The 20,118-nt window shown below is 67.8% G+C and carries 22 protein-coding genes; 13 read left to right on the top strand and 9 right to left on the bottom strand.

Annotated elements, in window-relative coordinates:
* Positions 1–132: 132 nt before the first annotated feature.
* The 4 genes from EKL94_RS02630 to EKL94_RS02645 all read left to right on the top strand — a co-directional run bounded on the left by EKL94_RS02630 (position 133) and on the right by EKL94_RS02645 (position 4,088).
* Complete coding sequence (locus EKL94_RS02630) at positions 133–1,158, top strand: AI-2E family transporter (RefSeq protein ID WP_019337057.1); 1,026 nt, start codon at positions 133–135, stop codon at positions 1,156–1,158.
* Between the two features lie 162 nt (positions 1,159–1,320).
* On the top strand, positions 1,321–3,063 hold the full coding sequence (locus tag EKL94_RS02635; protein ID WP_126927868.1) for a GGDEF domain-containing protein: 1,743 nt from the start codon (positions 1,321–1,323) through the stop codon (positions 3,061–3,063).
* A gap of 69 nt (positions 3,064–3,132) precedes the next feature.
* On the top strand, positions 3,133–3,570 hold the full coding sequence (locus EKL94_RS02640) for a hypothetical protein (RefSeq protein WP_099553029.1): 438 nt from the start codon (positions 3,133–3,135) through the stop codon (positions 3,568–3,570).
* Between the two features lie 14 nt (positions 3,571–3,584).
* Positions 3,585–4,088 carry a GNAT family N-acetyltransferase gene (locus EKL94_RS02645; RefSeq protein WP_126927869.1) on the top strand — a complete coding sequence of 168 codons (504 nt, stop codon included), beginning with the start codon at positions 3,585–3,587 and terminating at the stop codon, positions 4,086–4,088.
* A 19-nt stretch (positions 4,089–4,107) separates the two neighbouring features.
* Here EKL94_RS02645 and EKL94_RS02650 read toward each other — a convergent pair whose 3' ends face one another.
* Both EKL94_RS02650 and EKL94_RS02655 read right to left on the bottom strand, forming a co-directional pair.
* Entirely contained in the window at positions 4,108–5,502 is a 1,395-nt protein-coding gene (locus EKL94_RS02650) for a DUF2867 domain-containing protein (RefSeq protein WP_126927870.1), read from the bottom strand.
* A 24-nt stretch (positions 5,503–5,526) separates the two neighbouring features.
* Positions 5,527–5,838: a metalloregulator ArsR/SmtB family transcription factor gene (locus EKL94_RS02655; RefSeq protein ID WP_004147836.1), complete on the bottom strand. Its 312-nt coding sequence runs from the start codon at positions 5,836–5,838 to the stop codon at positions 5,527–5,529.
* Positions 5,839–5,966: 128 nt separating this feature from the next.
* Here EKL94_RS02655 and EKL94_RS02660 point away from each other — a divergent pair, with 128 nt between their 5' ends.
* The 8 genes from EKL94_RS02660 to EKL94_RS02695 all read left to right on the top strand — a co-directional run bounded on the left by EKL94_RS02660 (position 5,967) and on the right by EKL94_RS02695 (position 13,203).
* Positions 5,967–6,548, top strand: coding sequence for an NMCC_0638 family (lipo)protein (locus EKL94_RS02660; protein ID WP_126927871.1), 582 nt, complete (start codon positions 5,967–5,969; stop codon positions 6,546–6,548).
* A gap of 184 nt (positions 6,549–6,732) precedes the next feature.
* A complete protein-coding gene (locus tag EKL94_RS02665; RefSeq protein WP_126927934.1) occupies positions 6,733–7,200 on the top strand; it encodes a DUF2975 domain-containing protein in 468 nt (155 codons plus the stop codon).
* On the top strand, positions 7,200–7,424 hold the full coding sequence (locus EKL94_RS02670; protein WP_010483459.1) for a helix-turn-helix domain-containing protein: 225 nt from the start codon (positions 7,200–7,202) through the stop codon (positions 7,422–7,424). The genes EKL94_RS02665 and EKL94_RS02670 overlap by 1 nt, the downstream gene beginning before the upstream one ends.
* A 43-nt stretch (positions 7,425–7,467) precedes the next feature.
* Positions 7,468–9,006 carry a TerC family protein gene (locus EKL94_RS02675; protein ID WP_126927872.1) on the top strand — a complete coding sequence of 513 codons (1,539 nt, stop codon included), beginning with the start codon at positions 7,468–7,470 and terminating at the stop codon, positions 9,004–9,006.
* A gap of 134 nt (positions 9,007–9,140) precedes the next feature.
* Positions 9,141–10,277, top strand: a complete 1,137-nt coding sequence (locus EKL94_RS02680) for a metallophosphoesterase (protein WP_126927873.1) — start codon at positions 9,141–9,143, stop codon at positions 10,275–10,277.
* 71 nt (positions 10,278–10,348) lie between these two features.
* Positions 10,349–10,759, top strand: coding sequence for a hypothetical protein (locus tag EKL94_RS02685; protein WP_126927874.1), 411 nt, complete (start codon positions 10,349–10,351; stop codon positions 10,757–10,759).
* 92 nt (positions 10,760–10,851) lie between these two features.
* Complete coding sequence (locus EKL94_RS02690; RefSeq protein ID WP_126927875.1) at positions 10,852–11,865, top strand: hypothetical protein; 1,014 nt, start codon at positions 10,852–10,854, stop codon at positions 11,863–11,865.
* 78 nt (positions 11,866–11,943) lie between these two features.
* Complete coding sequence (locus EKL94_RS02695) at positions 11,944–13,203, top strand: MFS transporter (RefSeq protein WP_126927876.1); 1,260 nt, start codon at positions 11,944–11,946, stop codon at positions 13,201–13,203.
* Between the two features lie 4 nt (positions 13,204–13,207).
* On the opposite strand, the gene EKL94_RS02700 is transcribed toward EKL94_RS02695, so the two are convergent.
* Entirely contained in the window at positions 13,208–14,155 is a 948-nt protein-coding gene (locus EKL94_RS02700) for a nucleoside hydrolase (RefSeq protein ID WP_126927877.1), read from the bottom strand.
* A 151-nt stretch (positions 14,156–14,306) separates the two neighbouring features.
* Between EKL94_RS02700 and EKL94_RS02705 the strand changes: the two genes are divergently transcribed.
* Complete coding sequence (locus EKL94_RS02705) at positions 14,307–14,639, top strand: hypothetical protein (RefSeq protein ID WP_126927878.1); 333 nt, start codon at positions 14,307–14,309, stop codon at positions 14,637–14,639.
* 71 nt (positions 14,640–14,710) lie between these two features.
* Here the strand turns inward: EKL94_RS02705 and EKL94_RS02710 are convergent, their stop codons facing one another.
* The 6 genes from EKL94_RS02710 to mdcE all read right to left on the bottom strand — a co-directional run bounded on the left by EKL94_RS02710 (position 14,711) and on the right by mdcE (position 20,117).
* A complete protein-coding gene (locus tag EKL94_RS02710; protein WP_126927879.1) occupies positions 14,711–15,430 on the bottom strand; it encodes a GntR family transcriptional regulator in 720 nt (239 codons plus the stop codon).
* 105 nt (positions 15,431–15,535) lie between these two features.
* Positions 15,536–16,903 (bottom strand): SLC13 family permease, encoded by a 1,368-nt coding sequence (locus EKL94_RS02715; RefSeq protein ID WP_126927880.1) that lies wholly within the window; start codon positions 16,901–16,903, stop codon positions 15,536–15,538.
* A 104-nt stretch (positions 16,904–17,007) separates the two neighbouring features.
* A complete protein-coding gene (mdcH, locus tag EKL94_RS02720; protein WP_126927881.1) occupies positions 17,008–17,928 on the bottom strand; it encodes a malonate decarboxylase subunit epsilon in 921 nt (306 codons plus the stop codon).
* Complete coding sequence (gene mdcB, locus EKL94_RS02725) at positions 17,925–18,782, bottom strand: triphosphoribosyl-dephospho-CoA synthase MdcB (protein ID WP_185829980.1); 858 nt, start codon at positions 18,780–18,782, stop codon at positions 17,925–17,927. The genes mdcH and mdcB overlap by 4 nt, the downstream gene beginning before the upstream one ends.
* The gene (mdcG, locus tag EKL94_RS02730) at positions 18,779–19,420 is read right to left on the bottom strand and encodes a malonate decarboxylase holo-[acyl-carrier-protein] synthase (protein ID WP_126927882.1); all 642 of its coding nucleotides are present in this window, start codon (positions 19,418–19,420) and stop codon (positions 18,779–18,781) included. Before mdcG ends, mdcB begins: the two co-directional genes overlap by 4 nt.
* Positions 19,413–20,117 (bottom strand): biotin-independent malonate decarboxylase subunit gamma, encoded by a 705-nt coding sequence (mdcE, locus tag EKL94_RS02735; protein ID WP_099605575.1) that lies wholly within the window; start codon positions 20,115–20,117, stop codon positions 19,413–19,415. The genes mdcG and mdcE overlap by 8 nt, the downstream gene beginning before the upstream one ends.
* Between the last annotated feature and the right edge of the window lies 1 nt (position 20,118).

The raw sequence follows: 20,118 nt of genomic DNA on the forward strand, positions 1-20,118 counted from the left end.
CGGTATCGATGAAAGCCGCGAAGGCTGATCGCATCACCCCGTCCCGCACGCAACCTGTACGGGCACGCGGGCAACGCTGGATCGTCGCTGCCAATCCTCTACCATGGGCCACCCCGCCCGGACGTGCCGCCCATGCAAGACGCCCTCGTTGCCCAGCCCAAGCCCCCCGTTCCGAGGATCGCGGCCTGGCTGATGATGCTGCTGGGCATGTGGCTGGCGTTGAAGCTGGGCCTGGTGGTAACCCTGCTGTCGGGGCTGCTGGTGTTCCAGCTGACCCACGTGCTGGCGTCCACCGTGGAAGGCAGGCTGCCACCGGGACGGGCACGGGCAATCGCGGTGATCGTGCTGTCGGCGATCATCATCAGCGGGCTGGTGCTGGCCGGGATCGGCGTGGCGTCGTTCTTCCGCAACGAGACCGGCGGGCCGGACGCGCTGCTGGCGCGGCTGATGGATATCCTCAATTCGTCGCGCCACCAGGTACCGGCGCTGCTGCAGCCGTATATCCCCGAGGACATGCCGGCGCTGCGCGCGGCGCTGAATGACTGGGCCGCCGAGCACCAGCGCCAGCTGGGCGTGGCCGGCACGTCGGTGGTGCAGGTGGGCGTGCGCGTGCTGATCGGCATGGTGCTGGGCGCGATGATCGCGCTGTACGACGAACTTCCGCTGCCGAAGATGGGGCCGCTGGCGCAGGAGCTGATCGGGCGCACCAGCCGCCTGGCCACCGCGTTCCGCCAGGTGGTGTTCGCGCAGGTGAAGATCTCCCTGCTCAACACCGTGTTCACCGCCATCTTCCTGCTGGGCGTGCTGCCGTTGTTCGGCGTGCACCTGCCACTGTCCAAGACGCTGGTACTGATCACCTTCATCGCCGGCCTGCTGCCAGTGGTGGGCAACATCATCTCCAACACGATCATCACCATCGTCGCGCTGTCGGTCTCGTTCTACGTGGCCGTGGCCGCGCTGCTGTACCTGATCGTGATCCACAAACTGGAGTACTTCCTCAATGCGCGCATCGTCGGCGGTGAAATCCAGGCGCGCGCCTGGGAGCTGCTGCTGGCGATGCTGGTGATGGAAGCGGCGTTCGGCCTGCCCGGCCTGGTGGCGGCACCGGTGTTCTACGCCTACGTGAAGCGCGAACTGGTCGACCAGCGCTGGATCTGACCCGGCGTGACCTGTCGCATCTGACCGGCTGGACGGGGGGCGCCGGCGTTGTCGGCGCGTTCGCGCGCGCTGCGCTATATCCATCCCTGCGGATCGTACGGCGCTGGCTTGGCGCCGCCGGAGCCGCTCGCTACAGTGAGCCGCACTTCAGGGGAATTCTGCATGGCCGGCAAGGCATCGCCCATCAGGTTGCGGACCTGGGTCTGGATCCTGGCTGGGCTGTTCGTGGTGTGCACGTTGCCGTTGATGGCCATCGCCCTGGCCCAGGGCACGCTGCGCTACACCGGTGCCGAAGACAACCTGGCCAGCCTGCGCCAGCTGCGGCAGACCTTCGATCTTGCCAACCTGGCTTCGGCCGAACGCGGCCCGGCCAACAGCCTGCTGGGGGCTGACCCGGCCGACGCCGCCGAACAGGCGCGGCTGGCCGCGCAGCTGGGGGCCGCGCGCAGGCGGGTCGACACCGCCATGCTGCAGCTGGACACGGTACTCAAGGACGACCCGGGCGTGCTGGATGAGCATGGCCTGCTGGCCGACGCGCAACGTCGCCTGCAGTCGGCGCGTGCTGCGGTCGACCGGGTCGTGGCGCTGCCCCATGACGCACGCCGGGTGGAGGAGGTGGAGCGTGCGATCAGTGGCATGTTCGCCGTGGTTGATCGCCTGCACCTGCTGACCTCGGCACAGATCAACGTGCTGGTCAGCGCCGACCGTGAAGCGGCGATTCCGGCGATGCAGGGCCAGGTGCTGATCGATCTTCGCGAGCATGGTGGCCGCCTGGCCTCGAACGTGATGGCGCCGGTGGCGGTACCGGGGGCATGGCGCGAGGAACAGGTACGCGCTGCGCTGCAGACCGAGGGCCGCCTGCTGGAGCTGTGGCGGTTGGCGGGCAGCCACGAGTCGGTGTTCCGCAGTGACCCGGAATTGTCATGGCACTGGGACATGGCGCGACGGCAGTTCTTCGGCGAGTCGCTGCCGATGATCGAGCAGTTGATCGAGGATGGCCGCCGTGGCGTACCACCGCCGTGGACCGCTGCCGAATTCACCATGCGCTACGTGCCCACCCTGCAGTCGCTTGAGGCGTTGCGCGATGGCTACCTGAGCGTGTCCATCGCCCGCTTCGAACGCACCCGCAACCGCGAGGCCATGCGCCTGGCGGTGCTGGTGGCGACCGCGCTGGGCACGCTGGTGGTGCTGGGCGTGGCCCTGCGCATTGCCCACCTGCAGATCCTGCAGCCATTGCTGCAGGCGCAGAAGCAGGTGATCCAGCTCGCCACGGATGCACCCGGCCCGGAGCAGCATGTCACCCATCCGCTGGCCGAGATGCAGCGCCTGTTCGATGCCATCGAAGTGCTCCGTGAGAAATCGCGCGAGCGCTCGGCACTGACCAGCGAGCTGCGCCAGCTCGCTGGCACCGACGAGCTGACCGGATTGTTGAACCGGCGCGCGCTGGATGAGGTGGTGCAGCAGAGACACGCCGGGGGCGATGCAAGCGCCGTGGTGATCCTGCTGGACGTGGATCGCTTCAAGGCGATCAACGATGGCCATGGCCATGAAGCCGGCGACGAAGTGCTGGTGCAGGTGGCGCAGTTGCTGCAGCAGCACCTGCGCCGCAGCGACAGCATCGCCCGCTATGGCGGCGAGGAGTTCCTGGTGCTGCTGGACGACGGTGATCTGGCCGGTGGCCGCCAGCTGGCCGAGTCATTGCGATTGGCCCTGCAGCAGATGGACATCGCGCTGGCCGGCGGCACCGTGCTGCGGGTGACCGCCAGTTTCGGCGTGGCCGAGGGCGGCACCGACGCACTGGGCTGGCGCAGCCTGCTGCGTGCCGCCGATGCGGCCATGTACCGGGCCAAGGCGCAGGGGCGTGATCGGGTACGGGTGGCGGGTGGCGGTCGAGGCACCCGCTGATCGTGGCATTCATCGCCGGCGCACGTGGTCCTGCCTAGACTGGGCCTCCGATCGCTGCAGGAGCCCTCCATGATCTTTCGCCCTGTGGTCGCCACGGCACTGCTGGCCGGGTTGTTGGCCGGCTGTGCTTCGACCGCTTCCCAGACCAGCGCCGACGCGCCTCGCCATCCTTCCATCGCTGCCGACCTGAGCCCGGTACCGGCCTTCACCGGCGGTGGCACTGGCTGGAGCATCGAGATCGCCTCCACCGGCAAGGGCAACCACGACGCCAGCCTCAGTGCCGATGGACGCACCCACAAGGGCGTGCTGCGCTACCTCGGCCAGCCGGCCGATGCACCCGGTTCGCTGATCGTTCTCAACGGCGAGCTGGGCAAGCAGCCGGCCATCGTCGAGATCAAGCACGAGTCGTGCCGCAATTCCGAAGGCGTGGACACGCTGGCCAGCGTGCAGGTGACGATGGAAGGGCAGCCCCAGCGCCGTGGCTGCGGCCACCTGGCCGTGTACTGATCCTGTGCGCCGTCGTGCTTGAGATTCCAACCCTGCACACCGTGCGCCTGCGGCTGCGTCCACAGCAGCTGGATGACTTCGGCGTCTATGCCGCGTTCCTGGCCTCGCCGCGTGCGCGGGGCATGGGCGGGCCGTTCGGTGAGGTGGCGGCGTGGGGCCAGTTCTGCCACGACCTGGCCAGCTGGCATCTGTTCGGGCATGGCGCGTTGATGATCGAGCGCAGTGATACCGGTGCCTGCATCGGCCAGGTCGGGATCAATCATGGCCCGTTGTTTCCTGAAAAGGAGCTGGGCTGGTTGCTCTACGACGGCCATGAAGGGCAGGGCTTTGCCACTGAAGCGGCCGGTGGACTACGCAACTGGGCGTTCGAGGTGGCGAAGCTGCCGACGCTGGTCAGTTACATGGCACCGGACAACCTGGCATCGCAGGCCGTCGCGCGGCGCCTGGGCGGCGTTCTCGACACGCGGGCGGTGCGCAGTGATGCCGATGATCTGGTCTACCGCTACAGCACCAGGTAGTGCCGGCCGCTGGCCGGCATCACCGGTGTACCGGGGGCATCATCCACGCGTCAACGGTGGCCAGATCCGGCGCCAATGCATGCTCGACAGCGCGCCGCAGCAGCGCCGGTGCCACGTAGTGCCGGTGTGCGGCATCGATCAGCGCCATGTAGATGCGGCCGAACGCATTGCAGGTCTGCACCCGTGAGCCGAGGCTGATCTCGAACTGGCCATCGGCACAGCGCTGGACCCTCACGCTGCTGCGGAAACGCAGATGGCGATCGTCGGCGCCGAGCAGCACTTCGGCACAGTCATCTTCTGCATCGACGTGCGAATCCAGCACTGGATAGCGGCCGGCGAACAACCGGCTGCGGTCGGTCGACAGCAGTGACGATACCGGGCAGCCGAGCGGTGACGTACGCAGCCGCAACGGCGCCACGAGGCGGTTACGCAGCGCCATCAGGTGGCCTACGCCGGTGGGGGGATTGCGCAGGAAGCCTTCCAGTACATCGGCCAGCAGCGCCGACGCGGAGTGATGCGCGACCTGCGCGCTGTCCAGGCGCAGCGTGGTCTGGTCCTGGTAGTGGCTGTGCGGCAGGGCCGCAGGCAGCAGTCCGTGCGTGGCGACGGCCCCTGAATGGACGGGATAGGCCGGTGTGGCGCGTTCGACGAACCCGCGCAGCGGCCGTAGTGGAATCCGACGCAGCGGACCGAGCAGGGCACGGGTACGCGCGCACAGCCGAGCACTCAGGCTGGGCGGCGCTGCCTGCAGGGACAGTTGCAGCAGCGGCGCTGCCGCGAGTGTGGTGGCCGATGGCCAGTGCGCATCGGGCAGTACCTCGGTCAGGCTGGGGATATCGGCGGCATTGCGCTGCACCTGTGCACGGGCCTGCTCGCTCATTGCGCCGGCCAGTTCATTGCTGTGGCAGGACAGCGCGAACAGCGCTGGATGTGCGCGATGGTTCGATGCGAACTGATGCCAGGTGCCACCGCCGAAGCGCACGGTAAACAGGCAGTCCGGTGGGATGCGGATGCGCCGAAGCGTGCGCGCGAAGGCACCGGGATCTTCTGCCAGCTGCGCGTCGGAGGCGGTGGCGAAGCGCAGCTCGGCCCCCGCACTGCCGGCGATGGCGGTGAACATGCGCGGGCCTGCATGGCGATGAAACGGGTGGCCACTGGCACCGACGGTGAAGCTGTACAACGAGGAGGCATCCCCTTGTTGCAGATGCATGCCGCCCAGTCGCGCCGAAGGCTCGTCCAGCGCATCGATGAAGGCCGGGTGGTGGCGCTGGCGCTGGCTGGCGTCGGTCACCAGCGCATCACCGGCGCCGATGCCGAGCTGCGCGATCAAGGTGACTTCGGTCGGGCTGCTGCCCTCCTGGGCTGGGAGCTGAACCCATGGGAACGAACGGCGGTGGCGGGTCGAACCGGGCATCGTCATGCTCCTTGGCAGGGTGGATCAGCGGGCAGGGGACTTGCGGCGCGCGCGTGCTTCGCGCTTGAGCGGACCGCCGACCGGACAGACTTCGGCCGCCCACGAGAACAACGTGTTGGCCAAACGGTCGGGCACCTGCCGGAAGTACACGAACTGACCGCGCTTCTCGCGTTCGATCAGGCCGGCTTCCTCGAGGATGCGCAGGTGGCTGGACAGCGCCGGCTTGCTGAAGTCGAAGCGTTCGGCCAGTTCGCCCGCACTCAACTCGCCGGCGCTGAGATAGGCCAGGATCTGCCGGCGGGCGGTGGAGGCGAGGGCTTCGAAGATACGGTCCATGGAGAGCTAATTAACTAATTCGTTAATTGATATTCCTCCCGTCGGTGGCGGCTGTCAAGCCCTGACCCATTGCGCGGCGCGCCCGGGCTTTGCCATCCTCCCTGCTGTTTTCGTAGCGTGGAATCCCGATGCGTCCTGCGTTCTGGCTGGCTTTGGTCCTGCTGCCCACCCTGGCGGTGGCGCAACCCGCGCGTACGCCCAAGGCCAAGGCCCCGGCGCAGGATCCCTTCAGCGAGCTGTTCGACACCGCCTGCATGCAGCACATCGGGGCCCCGGCGCGGTTGCAGTCGCTGATGGAATCCAATGGGCTGTCGCCGCTGCAGCCGGCCGAAGCCGCCACGCTGTTGCAGGGGCAATCGGGCGTGGCCTGGATGGTGCCTCTGGCCAGTGGCCGCTATGCGGTGAGCTGGGCTGACGATGGCACGTGCACGGTCTACGCCGAAAAGGCCGACGCGGCGGTCGTGCAGAAGGGATTCGCCCGGTTGGTGCAGGCCGCACCGAAGCCGTTGCAGGTGCGGTCGCTGCCAGGGCGTGGGCCACTGTCGGCCGACCAGGTGGCCATCCAGTACGGCTGGGCCACGCCGGGGCAGGGCAAGCTGCAGGTGCGATTCCGCCTGGTCACCCGGCAGGCGGCCGAAGCCGGGGTACAGGCGATGGCCTCGGCGGCCCCGGGCGAAGCGATGCTGGAGCAGGGCGCGCCTGGACCCTGACAGGGGCCATGCTCGCGATTCAGCCTTTCACGTGGCATGTGGTATATCGTTTATCGATAAATCAACCCCGGGGCGGCGAGGCCACCCCAATGCCGGAGGCCGCTTGACCGCTCGTCCCGCCCGCGCCAGACCCGCGCGAGGCTTGTTCACCCTGGCCCTGGCCGCCGTACAGGCGGTGCGGGCGATGTGCTGGCTGGGCATCCTGGCGGCGCTGCTGGCCGTTCCGCTGGTCGCCCACGACCGCAGCTGGCTGCTCGACAGCGTCCACGACGCTGATGCCGCTGCCGTGCATGGCAGCGACCTGTTCCTGCATTTCTGCCTGGGCCTGGGCGCGATCGTCGCGCTGCTGGTGCTGTGCCTGATGTTCCTGCGCCACCTGCTGCGGCTGTTGACGTCGGCGGCGCGCGAGCGACCGTTCACCCACGCCAATGCACAGCGCCTGCAGCGCATGGCCTGGCTGATGCTGTCGATGGAGGTGCTGTCGATCCTGATCGGCGCCTACGCCGCCTGGATGGGGCCGGACTTCACCTGGATGGAGGTGGGCGGCGGCATGTCGATCACCGGCCTGGTCGCGGTGCTGATGCTGTTCGTGCTGGCACGCGTGTTTGCCGTGGGTGCGGCGATGCGCGATGACCTCGATGGTGTCATCTGATGGCGATTGTCATCACCCTGGACCGCATGCTGCAGGAACGGGGCATGACCCTGTCCGAGCTGGCCGGGCGCATCGACATCACCCTGGCCAACCTGTCGATCCTGAAAACCGGCAAGGCGCGCGCCATCCGCTTTTCCACACTCGATGCGATCTGCCGTGAGCTGCAGTGCACGCCCGGTGATCTGCTCGGGCATGACCCGACGCAGGCGCAGGACGCTGACTGAGTGCTTTCCCTTTTCCCTTACCTACTGACGAAACGGACCTGAAATGGAATGGTTGGCTGACCCCTCGATATGGATGGGCCTTGCAACCCTGGTCGTGCTGGAGATCGTTCTCGGCATCGACAACCTGGTGTTCATCGCGATCCTTGCCGACAAACTGCCGCCGCACCAGCGTGACCGCGCGCGGGTGATCGGCCTGGCGCTGGCCCTGCTGATGCGGCTGGTGCTCCTGGCCGCGCTGGCATGGATCATGAAACTGACCGAGCCGCTGCTGACGCTGTTCGACCACAGCTTCTCCGGGCGTGACCTGATCCTGCTGGGCGGCGGCCTGTTCCTGCTGTTCAAGGGCACCATGGAGCTGCACGAACGGCTGGAAGGCCGCGAGCACCACGAGGATGGCAAGAAGGTCTATGCCAGCTTCGCAATGGTGGTGGCACAGATCGTGGTGCTCGACGCGGTGTTCTCGCTGGACTCGGTGATCACCGCGGTCGGCATGGTCGACAACCTGGGCGTGATGTATGCCGCGGTGACCATCGCGATGGTGCTGATGCTGGTGGCCAGCAAGCCGCTGACCCGCTTCGTCAACAAGCATCCCACGGTGGTGGTGCTGTGCCTGGGCTTCCTGTTGATGATCGGCTTCAGCCTGGTGGCCGAGGGCCTGGGCTACAAGATCCCGAAGGGTTACCTGTACGCGGCGATCGCCTTCTCGATCCTGGTCGAGGCGTTCAACCAGTGGGTGCGCTTCAACCGTGAGCGCAACGAGCGCCGCCAGCCGTTCCGCCAGCGCACCGCCGACGCCGTGCTGCGCATGCTGGGCGCGCGCCCGGCCAATGGTCACGACGACGAAAGCGCTGACGAACACGTCGATGCCGAAGAGCGGTTGCAACCGGCCGAGCACGAGATGATCCGCAGCGTGCTGGGCCTGGCTGATCGGCCGGTGTCGAGCGTGATGACGGTGCGTGCCGACGTGCAGTGGATCGACCTGGCACGTGGGCAGGAGGATGTGGTGGCACGCTTGGTGGCGTCGCCGCATACCCGCCTGCTGGTGGGCGACGGTGATCTGGACAGCCTGCGTGGCGTGGTACAGAGCCGCGACCTGCTGGCCGACCTGCTGCAGGGCAGGCCGCTGCAGCTGGAGGGCAACCTGCGCGAGCCGCAGTACGTGCTGTCCAGCGCCAGCGCGCTGCAGGCGCTGGAACTGATCCGCCAGCACCCGGTGCCGTTGGCGGTGGCGGTGGACGAGTACGGCAGCGTGGAAGGCCTGGTGACCGCCAACGACCTGCTGGCGGCCATTGCCGGTGACCTGGTCGATACCCAGGACGAGCGCTATGGCGTGGTCGCGCAGGGCGAGGACCAGTGGGAGGCCGACGGTGCGCTGACTCTGGACGACCTGCAGCGCCTGGCCGGCGTATCGCTGCCGCGCAGTGCCGACTACATGACCATCTCCGGCCTGGTGCTGGAGCGTCTGGGGCGCCTGCCGGACATCGGTGACGCGGTGGAGATGGCGGACGTACGCATCACCGTACTGGCGATGGAGAAGCGTCGCATCGCCCGCCTGCGGGTGGAGCGCCTGGGGCATCCGTAGCGTTGAGCCATGCGCGATTGGGGTTCTGTAGCGTCGAGCCTTGCTCGACGGCTTCCTGAGCAGCCGAGCATGGGCTCGGCTCTACACAACGCCTCCCACAACCGTCACCATGGCGGGCCCGCTTTCCTTCCCGGATGGTTGCAGTGCTGAGTACGATCGGTTTGTTGATGGGCCTGTATGTGGCCTGGCGCCTGTTCTGGCCACTGCGCATGCCCATCTGGCTGAAGATCGCGCTGTCGCTGCTGCTGGTGGGCGTGGCCGTGCAGCTGCGCATCGTCGCCATGTTCTGGGGCACGATGGCCTCGCCGGAGATCCCGAAGCTGGCCATCGCCACGCTGGCCGCCGGCTCCACGGCGGTGTTGCTGTTGGCGCTGCTGATGCTGGCGCTGGACGTGGGCCTGCTCGCCTCCCGCCCGCTGTGCAGACCCCGTGCTGTTTCGGCGCTGCGTACGCCGCTGCTGCGCCCGGCGGCGGCGCTGCTTGCGTTGTTGGTCAGTGGCTACGGCATCAGCCAGGGCATGGCGGTACCCAAGCCCCGGCAGATCGAGGTGAGCATCGCCGGGCTGCCCGCTGCGTTCGACGGCTATCGCGTGCTGCAGCTGACCGACATCCATGCCAGCCGCCTGCTGACCGGCGATTGGGTGCGCAAGGTCGTGGATGAGAGCAACGCACTGACGCCGGACCTGATCGTGATCACCGGCGACCTGATCGACGGTAGCGTCGAGGCGCGTCGCGAGGACGCACGCCCGTTGGCTGACCTGCATGCACCGGACGGTGTCATCGCCATCACCGGCAACCACGAGTACTACGCGCAGTACCAGGCGTGGATGCAGGCGTTCCGCGCGCTGCACATGCAGGTGCTGGAGAACAGCCATCTGCAGGTGCGGCGCGGCGATGCGGCGCTGACCATCGCTGGTGTCACCGACCCGGTGGCCGCACGCTACGGCCTGCCGCTGCCGGATCTGGACGCCGCGCTGGCCGGGGCCGATCCGTCCGCGCCAGTGATCCTGCTTGACCATCGCCCGCGCAATGCGCGCGAGGCGGCGGCGCGCGGTGTGAAGCTGCAGTTGTCTGGGCATACCCACGGCGGGCAGATCATCGGCATGGACCAGTTGGTGAAGCGGGCCAACGGTGGCTATGTCTCCGGTCGTTACGAAGTGGACGGCATGACCCTGTACGTGAGCAACGGTGCGGGCCTCTGGGCCGGTTTCCCGGCGCGCATCGGCGTGCCGTCGGAGATCACCCTGGTGACCCTGCGCCGCGCGCCGTGACCTTAGGCGGGGTCAGATCCCTTTCCCTGAGGAAAGGGATCTGACCCCTGACAAACCACATGGAAGGAACCATGTCCCATCCCCGCGCCCCGATGGAGCGCCTGATCCGAGCCAATGCGGACGAGATCAACCGGCTGCGCCAGGCCATCCGCGATACCGCCAGTGCGCGCTGGCGTGGCCCGGAGGAAATGCAGCGGCATGCGGCAGCCTGCGCTGAATACAACCAGCGCTATGAACAGCTTGCTTTCCCGGGTGGCTATGCCAACGCGCTGAGGCAACTTGCCGAGCACGATCCAGATACGGTGGATGTCGTGCTGACCTTTCTTGAGGTGCGCCCGTACTTCTTCCGTTCTGGATACATGTGGAAGACGCTGCTGAAGCGTGTGCAACGGGCACCGATGGGTGTGAGGCAGCAGGCCCGGATGCAGAAGATCCTCGATGCCTACGCCGCCTATCGCCAACGAAGATTGCAGTCCCGGTAGCGCCACGCCATGCGTGGAGGCCGTGTCCTTCCCGCCGCGGGCTCCGGATCGGCGATCATCTGCAGGGTCGATGCGGAATCAGGGAGCACACAATGCAGGGGATGCCTCATCCAATCGGAGGCCCACGCCATGTCGCGCTGCTGGTCGGCCTACTCGCGCTGGCGGCATGCCAACGCACAACGGATGTGCCGGCCGACGCGCCCGCTGCGGACACGCCACTTGCGGCCCCGGCGACCGCAACAGACCTCTCTCCGCTGCTCGATGCCTTGCCGACCTGCGCGCTGGACGGCTGGTACATCGATCAGCAGACCGGGCATCCGGCCCACCCCTGGTTGGCCGCGAATGCGCCACAGCCCTGCAAGGAGGATGAGGAGAACGAGATCGCCACGTTCTGCGTGCAGGGGCAGTGGAAGGGACTGCCGGTGGAGGAGGTGATCCTGCCGACGATGACCTTCGTCTCGTTCCGTGGGGCCAGGATCGGCCTGCCGCTGGAGAAGGCACGTCCCATCGTCCGCCAGCGTTTCGGTCAGGAATTCCCGGGTGGTGCGGCGTACGAAGCGGGCCGTGAGCCGAAGCTGATGGCCGATCCCGAGGATGCGCAGCGCGCGTGGCTGCTGTGCAGCACGCCGGAACCGGGAGACGATCTGGGCAGCCAGGCAGGCGTCAGCTACTCGGGCATGAACCTGCCCTACGACCACGACGGTTGCAGCTACCGCTACAGCCCGGTCGACTTCTGCGATGCGCCGCACCGGGCCGCCATCGAAGATGCGCTCCAGCACCAGGAGCCCAACTTCAACCAGCACTACCTGCTGGTACAGGTCGACGATCGTCCGGAGTACTTCCAGCGCACGCTGGTGCTGGTCGATACCCGCACGGGACGCGCCACGCCATTGCCGATCGATGCCTTCACCGGCCCGGCGGGGAAGGGCGGAGAGGCCACCGGCTACGGGACACTGGAAACGGGCGTGGACCAGCCGCAGTTCTGCCTTGATGGTGCGTTGCTGGTCTACCGCGTGTTCGAGGAGGGGCGCTTCTGCTTCGGCTTTGACGGCGAGCGTTTCACCGGCCATGAAACCCAGTACATGCAGGCGACGGATAGCCGATGACCCGTATTTCACCCCGGCCATGACATCCTGCCCCGAACCTGTGCAATCGGGATCGAGGCTGTTGAAGGCGAACACGCAATGACGGTGGCGCGGCAGCGCTCGATGTGGGTGGCGGGCCTGTCCACGGTAGTGGAGTGGTACGACTTCACCCTGTACCTGTACTTCGCCACGGTGTTGTCGCGGGTGTTCTTCGGCGGTGGCGAGCAGGCGCTGCTGGTCACCCTGGCCGGCTTTGCGGTGTCCTACCTGATGCGCCCGCTGGGCGCGCTGTGCTTTGGTCATATGGGCGACCGCCTGGGCCGGCGCTGGATGTTGCTCGCCTCGATGGCGTTGATGGCAGCGGCGATGCTGGCCACTGCGCTGCTGCCGACAGCGGCCACGGCAGGCACCACGGCGGGGGTGCTGCTGCTGGTACTGCGTTGCGTGATGGCGTTTTCGGTGGGCGGCGAATACACCGGCGTGGTGGCGTACCTGCTGGAAAGCGCACCGGCGCGGCGACGTGGCCTGGTGACCTCGCTGGCCTCGGCCGCCAGCGAAGTGGGCGCACTGCTGGCGGTGGCGATCTCCGCGGTTACCGTGGCGCTGCTCGCGCCCGCGCAGCTGGACAGCTGGGGCTGGCGCATCCCGTTCTTCTTCGGTGCCGCGCTGGCACTGGTGATCCTGGTTGCGCGCTCGGGCATGCAAGAGTCGCCGGAGTTCGAGCGTCAGCGCCGTGAGGGCAGCATTCCGGCCACGCCGCTTCGCCATGTCCTGCGCAACCATCCGCTGGCGGTGGCGCGCACGTTCGCGATCTCTGCGCTGGGCTCGATTACTTACTACGTCGGCATCACCTATGTGCCCGCATTCCTGCATGCGCGGGGCCACGATGAGGGCGATGCGCTGTGGCTGTCGACGATTGCGGCAGTGGCGGTCATCGCGATCACGCCACTGTGCGGCGCATTGTCCGACCGCGTCGGACGACGGCCGGTGCTGTTGGGCCTGACCGTGCTGGCAGCGCTGCTGCCGCTGTCCTTGTTTGCGTGGATGGCGCAGGCGACAGCGCTGGGCATCGCGCTGGCTGCGGTGCTGCTGGCCTGCGTGGCCGGTGGCGTGAGCGCGGTGGCAGCGCCGGCCACGGCCGAGCAGTTCCCCGGCGAAGGCCGGGTCAGCGGGCTGGCACTGGGTGTGACCATGGCCACTGCAGTATTCGGCGGTGCAACGCCCTGGCTGGCGCAATGGTGGGTGGAACGCAGCGGCTGGGCGGCAGCGCCAGGTGCGATGATCGCGCTGGTGGCAGTGCTGGTGTTGCCGGTGCTGTGGACCCTGCCCGAGACGGTCCCGGGCAGGGCCAAGCGCTAGCGGGTCAGACCTTCAGGGTCTGCTCGATGTCGGCCAGTACCGCGGCAGCATCCACGCCGATGGCAATCGACTGCACCACGTGGCCGTCCCACACGCTGGGGCCGAACGCCAGGCCTTCCGGCTTGGGAATGGTCATGCCGCGGGCAACGCCGTCGGTGGCCACGCGCACGCTGGCGCGCTCGAACTGGAACAGTTCCGGGCGGGTCAGCGCGATGCAGGCGCAGCAGTCATGCACGACCATGCCCTTGTGGCCGGCCTGCAGGTAGAAGTCCACGTAATCCTGCGACAGCGCACGCACCAGCTCGGCATCGGCACCGCCGATGGCGGCCAGCTTGTCCAGGCCGTCACGGTCCATTTCCACGCGGGTGGTCACGTCCAGGCCGATCGCGGTAACCGGCCAGTTGGCGGTGAACACCACGTCGGCCGCTTCGGCATCGCCCCAGATGTTGGCCTCGGCGGCCGGGGTGATGTTGCCGTTGACGTGGAAGGCGCCGCCCATGATCACCACGCCGCGCACCAGGCCGGCGATGTCCGGGGCCTGTTGCAGGGCCAGGGCCAGGTTGGTCATGCGGCCGACCGCGACCAGAGTCACCTCGCCCGGATGGGCGCGGACCAGGTCGATGATCAGCTGATGGGCCGGGCGGGCATCAGCAGCCACGTCCAGACTGGCCGGCACCGGGTGATTGCCCAGGCCGTTGTGGCCATGGATGTGCACCGGCCAGGCTTCCGGGGTGGCTTCCGGCTGCAGCGGGCCAGCGGCGCCGCGCGCGACCGGGGCGGCAAAGCCCCAGGCCTGCTTCAGGTACAGCGCGTTGTGCGTGGTCGACTCCACCGAGGCATTGCCGAAGGTGGTGGTGACGCCGATCAGGTCGATCTGGGCGTGCTTGTGCAGGTACAGCAGGGCCAGGGCGTCGTCGACGCCCGGGTCGGTATCGAAAATGACTTTCAGCATGTTGTTGTTCTTCTTCTTCCGTGTGGTGCGGGGGGCGCCGGTGGCCCGGAAGCAGGCCGGCGCGCCCTACATTGTCCCATCTTCATGACAGGCAGGGCCATTGCCGGGGTGGCAGGCCATAATGCCCCCAGTCCAGGCACGGAGTCGCCGAATGCTGATCGTTGCCCTTCTGCTGGTCCTGCTGGTGCTGGGCCTGAACGTGGTGGCTACCATGGTGATCGTCAGGCGTGATGGCCTGTCGGCGGGCGGCCGGACGGTGCAGTTGCTGCTGATCTGGCTGCTGCCGCTGGTCGGCGCCATCCTGTGCATGGCGGTGGCCACGGCCGATGGCTCGGGCAGCCGGGGGGACAACGGTCTCGGCGGCGCCTACGATTACTCCGGCGGGTATTCCGGCGACAACTACAGCCAGCACAACCACAGCAGCTCCGACTGCAGCAGTGATGGTGGTGGGGGTGACGGCGGCAGCTGCGGCGGTGGCGATTGACGAGATGTTCCGGGATGCCGGCCAAGGTCACGTCCTGGTAGTGCCGGCCGCTGGCCGGCAACCTCATCCGCTCAACCGCCGCCTTCGGTCGGCAACGGCGCCGGTACGTTCAACAGCCCGCCCGCCGCCACATAGGCGGCCAGGGCCTGGCCCTGGCTCAGCAGATGGCGCTCCATGGTGCGTTCAGCAGCCTGCGCGTCGCGGCGGCGGAAGCACTCCATCAACTCGCGATGTTCAGCCAGTGATTGCGCGGTGCGGCCCGGGGTCAGCAGCTGGCGGCCGCGATGCATCTTCAGGATGCGGTGCAGGTCGTGGGTGATGCGGATCAGCCACGGGTTGCCGGCGTAATGCTGCACGGTTTCGTGGATCAGGTAGTTGTTGCGGTAGTACTCGGCGATGTTGCCGTCGGCGGCCGCCGTTTCCATTGCCGCATGCAGGTCTTCCAGCTGCTGCACGCCGGCATCGTCGATGTGCCTGACCGCCTCGTGCGCGCAGCGGCCTTCCAGCATCGCCATCACCGGGAACAGCTGGTTGAGGTCTTCCAGCGTCAGTCGGGTGACCCTGCTGCCACGGCCGGCATCGATCTGCACCAGGCCTTCGGCGGCCAGCAGCTTCAGCGCCTCGCGCAGCGGCGTACGGCTGATGCCCAGTTCCTCGCACAGCGCGGGCTCGTCGATCCACTCACCTGGCGGCAGGCGGTAGTCGTAGATGCGCTCGCGCACGTGTTCGGCCACCTCTTCGTACAGAGGTGCGCGCTTCTTCGGTGACCGCGGGGCTGGGGCAATGGCCATGGAGGAAGTGTACCGCCAGGTAGTGCCGGCCGCTGGCCGGCAACCCATGATCGCTGGATGGCTTCATGGGATTGCCGAGCAGCGGCCGGCACTACCGTTGGGTGGTTACATCCAGCCTGGCACCACGAATACCAGCCAGGCCAGCAGCGGCCCAAGCGCCACCACCAGGCCGCTGTAGACCAGGAAGCGGCGGAACAGGGTCTCGCGTTCTTCCTTCGCGGCCGAGGCCACCACCAGTGCGCCATTGGTGGAGAACGGGCTGACATCGACGATGGTGGAAGACACCGCCAGCGCGCAGATCACGCCGGCGGCGCTGAGGTGACCCTGCATCAGGAACGGTACCGCCAGCGGAATCGTGGCGCCCAGCACCGCGGCCGACGAGGCGAATGCGGAGACGATGCCGCCGACATAGCAGACCAGCAGCGCACCGAGCAGCGGGATACCGATGCTGGAGACGCCGTGGCCGATGAAGTCCACCGCGCCGGCATGTTCCAGTACGCCGATGTAGGTCACCACGCCGCAGATCAGCAGCACGGTGGACCAGCTGATGCCATCGACCGCGCCCTTCTGGCTTTGTGGCGACAGCAGTGCCAGCGCGACAGCCACGGTGATCGATACCAGGCCGACATTGAGGTTGTAGATCAGCGCGGCCACGCCCAGGCCGAGCAGGCCGATCAGGGTGAACAGGCGCTCGCGGGTCAGGCCCACCGCGTCCAGCGCAACCGGATCGTTGGAGAGCGTGCCACCGCCCGCCGAGACCAGTGCGCCATGGCCTTCGATCGCGAACTGCCGCGACGACGCCTGCGGGCCACCGGCCATTGCCAGCTCCGCATTGCCGATCGTTCCTGCTGCGGTGATTGAGCCGCGACGCAGCAGGGCGATGCCACCGAAGGCGAAGAAGCAGATCGTCGCCATCATGAAGTTGAAGCCCAGGCTGGTCAGGAACACCGCCATCTCGGTCACTTCCAGCCCGGCTTTCTGCACCACGCCATTGGTGATGCTGCCGTACACGCTGATGGGCGAGAAGCCACCGGCCTGCGCGCCATGGATGACCAGCAGGCCCATCATCAGTGGATTGATGTTGTACTGCTTGGCAAAGCGCAGAGCGACCGGACCGATGATCGCGACCGCCGCCGGGCCCAGCGCACCGAACGCGGTGAGGACCGCGGTGATCACGAACATTACCCATGGAATGGCCACGATATGGCCACGCACCGCTTTCACTGCCCAATGCACCAGTAGGTCGATGGTGCCGTTCTTCTGCGCGATGGCGAACAGGTAGGTGATGCCGACCAGGGTCAGGAACAGATCGCCGGGAAAGCCGGCCAGGACCTCCTTGCCACCCATGTCGACCCACAGCCCGCCGATGATGAAGGCCAGCGCGAAGGCGACGGCGCCCATGTTGATCGGCATTGCCGTGGCGACGATGAACATGATCACCAGACCGATGATCGTTGCGATTTGTGGACTCATGCGCCCTCCCAGACACGTGACTCACGTACAGCGCGGATGGAGACCCGCCATCCCGGGGTAAGGCGACGTAATGCGTGTTGCGTGATACGTACTGCTCGAACCCGTTACTGCAGCCGCTCCAGCGCGCTGCGGACCCATGCCGCCGCGCCTTCAAGGCTCTGGAACTCCTCCACCGCGCGCACCTCGCAGCACGGATAGGCCGGCGCCACCATGCGCGCCAGCGCGTTGCCCGGGCCCAGCTGCAGGAACACCCGCGCGCCGCGCTCGAAGGCCTGGCGCATCACCTGCGCCCACTCGATGGTCTGCGCCAGTTGCAACGACAGCGTGTTGACTGCCGTTGCGCGGTCCCGCACCGGTCGCGCATCGATGCCGGCCAGCAGCGGCAAGCGTGGGGCCTGCAGTGGCGAGGCATCGAGTGCGGCAGCGAACGGTGCGACCGCCGCTGCCAGCAACGGTGTGTGTGCAGGCACGTGCACCGGCAGCAGACGGATGTCCGCACCCTGCGCCTGCGCTGCATCGGCCAGCCGCTGCAATGAGGCGTGCGTGCCACCCACGATGAAATGGTCCTGCCCGTTGGCGATGGCCACGTGCGCACCGTGCAGATCACACAGCGGCTGCAGGACATGGCGTTCCAGGCCAAGCACCGCCTGCAGGCCTGCATCGGCGGGGCTGGCGCTGTCCATCAACTGCGCGCGCTGCGCGGCCAGCGCGAGGCAGGTGGTGGCATCGAAGCTGCCGGCGATGGCATGCGCGGCCAACTCGCCGATGCTGTAGCCCGCGATCAGCGTCGGCGTTGGCAGGCTGTCGCGCAGCCCTTGCCACTGCGCCAGGCTGGCCGCGCACAGCAGCGGTTGCGCCAGCGCATTGTCGAAACGGTCGTCGGCCGCAGCGGCGGAAAATACATCGCGGCCGAGCACCGTGCCGGCCACATCAAGGGTGTGGCGTGCGGCCGGAAGATCGCGCACGCGGTCGAACATGGCCGCATGCTGCGCACCTTGGCCGGGGCAGAGTAGAGCAAGACTCATGCGACCTCCTGCTGCAGCAGGAACCAGGCACAGGCCAGCAGGTCGGCACTGCCGCCGGGGCTCAGCCGGCGTGCGACGAATCCATCACCGATGCTGTGCAGGCCTGCCTGCCAGCCGGGCACGAAGGCGCCGCCGGCATCGAGGAAGCCTCGCGCCTGTTGCTGGGCCCAGCGCAGGCCGTCGGCGCCGCCACGGTGCAGCAGGTTGAGGTCATCCACGCACGCGATCAGCTGCATCAGGGTCTGGCACATCGCGGCCTCGTGTGGCAGGTCGCTGGCCAGTGCGTGGCGCAGGGTAGGCAGTGCCACCTCGCGCAGCAGCGGGTAGCCGGCGGCCGCTTGTTCGCGCACACCCTGCACGCCGTACCGTGCGCGCGCGCGCTGGCCAGGGCTGTTCGCATCCAGAGGTGCGCCGGCGAGCTCGGCAGCCCAGCGGCGCACTTCCTGGCAGACCTGCTCGGCTGCGATGGCACCGCCCGCGCGGCCCCGACAGGCAGCGGAAGCCGCCACCAGCAGGCCAAGGCTGAAGATCGCACCGCGATGGGTGTTGATGCCCGCAGTGGCGTGCAGCATCGATATCTCAGCGGCGATGCCATGTCGGCGCAACGTCTGGAACGGCGCCGCGCTGGCACCGGCGTCGGCCACGGCGATGAAGTAGTGGCGCAGCGCGAACAGGCTGCGCAGGAAGGTGCGGGCATCCATGTCGTGGTGGCTGCCGCTGTCGAAGGGGGTGACCAACCCTGGCTTGGGTGCAAGGGCCAGTTCGGCGTGCAGGCTGGCGATGGCGAGGCGCCCCAGATGCGCGCTGTCCACCGCCGATGTGGACCGTGAGACGCGCTGCACGACAGCGTTCACGCGCTCACCCCGGTGGAGGCGAACAACGCATCACGTAGTTCCAGTGCGGCACCATCGAGGCGCTTGACCAGTACCTCGCGGCTGCGTCCGGCGTATTCGCGCCAGTTCACCGCGCCACCATCCACCAGGCACAGTTCGCCATCGACGCGATGCCCGTAGGCGCTTTCCCAGTGCTGCAGGCGCTCGACCAGCAGGTCGGCCTGGCGCGCGTCGCCCACCTGCCACAGCAGGTCGATGTCCGAGCGTGCGTGCACATAGGGCAGGCCGCTGAGGTACTGCCAGGCGAAGGCGCCGAACACGCGGGCCGGTGCAAGCCGCAGCATTGCCTGCAGTGCCGCCTGCCAATCCGCCGGAACGCCGCCGACGAGAATCTCAACCAGGGCAGGAGGAGCCTGCAGGTGCTGGATGTCCTGCAGGGCCACGCGCAGCGCCAGCCGTTGCTTGCCTTCGCCCGGCGGTAGCGGCACCCCCAGGCGCAGCCGCGGGTCGGGGTCGTCCGCCGCACAGCGTGCCACCATGGCCGGCAGGCCCTGCGCGAACCATGCTGCCAGGCGCGGTTCGTGTGCAGTCACGTCAGCCCGCCAGTCGGCATCGGCTGACAGCCAGGCCAGCGTGTGGCGGGCGGGCCGCTCAGGCATCGCCGTGGGCCACCGCAGTCGAAACCCCTGCCGCCAGGGCACGACCGCCGCGCTGTGCGCCGCGTGCGGCACGCAGGTCGCCTTCGGCGGGCGTGCGCAGGGCCTGCAGCAGGTGCTGGGAAAGATCGCCCTCCCACAACGAGTCCACTGCACCCATCGCCACGTAGTTGGCGACGCCCGGTGCGAATACCGGCGAGCTCTGGCTCAGCGCCTGCAGTTTCTCCAGCGGTTGCTTGGTCACCCGTGCCATTGCGCGCAGGTCCATCACCCGCACCTGCGCATCGGGCAGGGCGTGGATGTGGTCGGCCATCAGGCCGAATGAGAGGAAGCCGCCACTGACGGATTCGCCGTAGACCAGGGTGATCAGGCGCGCACCACGGCGGCGTGCCAGATCGAGCGTCTGCGCGAGATGCGCAAAGTAGCCATTGATGCCCAACAGTTCGTCGCGCCGCGCCAGGCGCTGGCCAGCGGTATCCACCAGCATCACGATCGGCCGCTGTGGATGTGCGCCGGTGCTGGCAAGCACGGTTTCGGCCAGTGCCAGTGCGTGGTCCACGCCGACTTCGAGTTTGTCGGCGGTACCGATCACGGTCACCTCGCCATCCTCGGTGGCAGCGCTGCCGGTCAGCACCGAATCGTTCACCGCAATGGCATGCCCATGCGGGAACAGGGCATCGAGCAGGGTCTGCAGCGGCATG

This window comes from Stenotrophomonas maltophilia (genome assembly GCF_003970865.1).
Classification (GTDB): Bacteria; Pseudomonadota; Gammaproteobacteria; order Xanthomonadales; family Xanthomonadaceae; genus Stenotrophomonas; species Stenotrophomonas maltophilia_AR.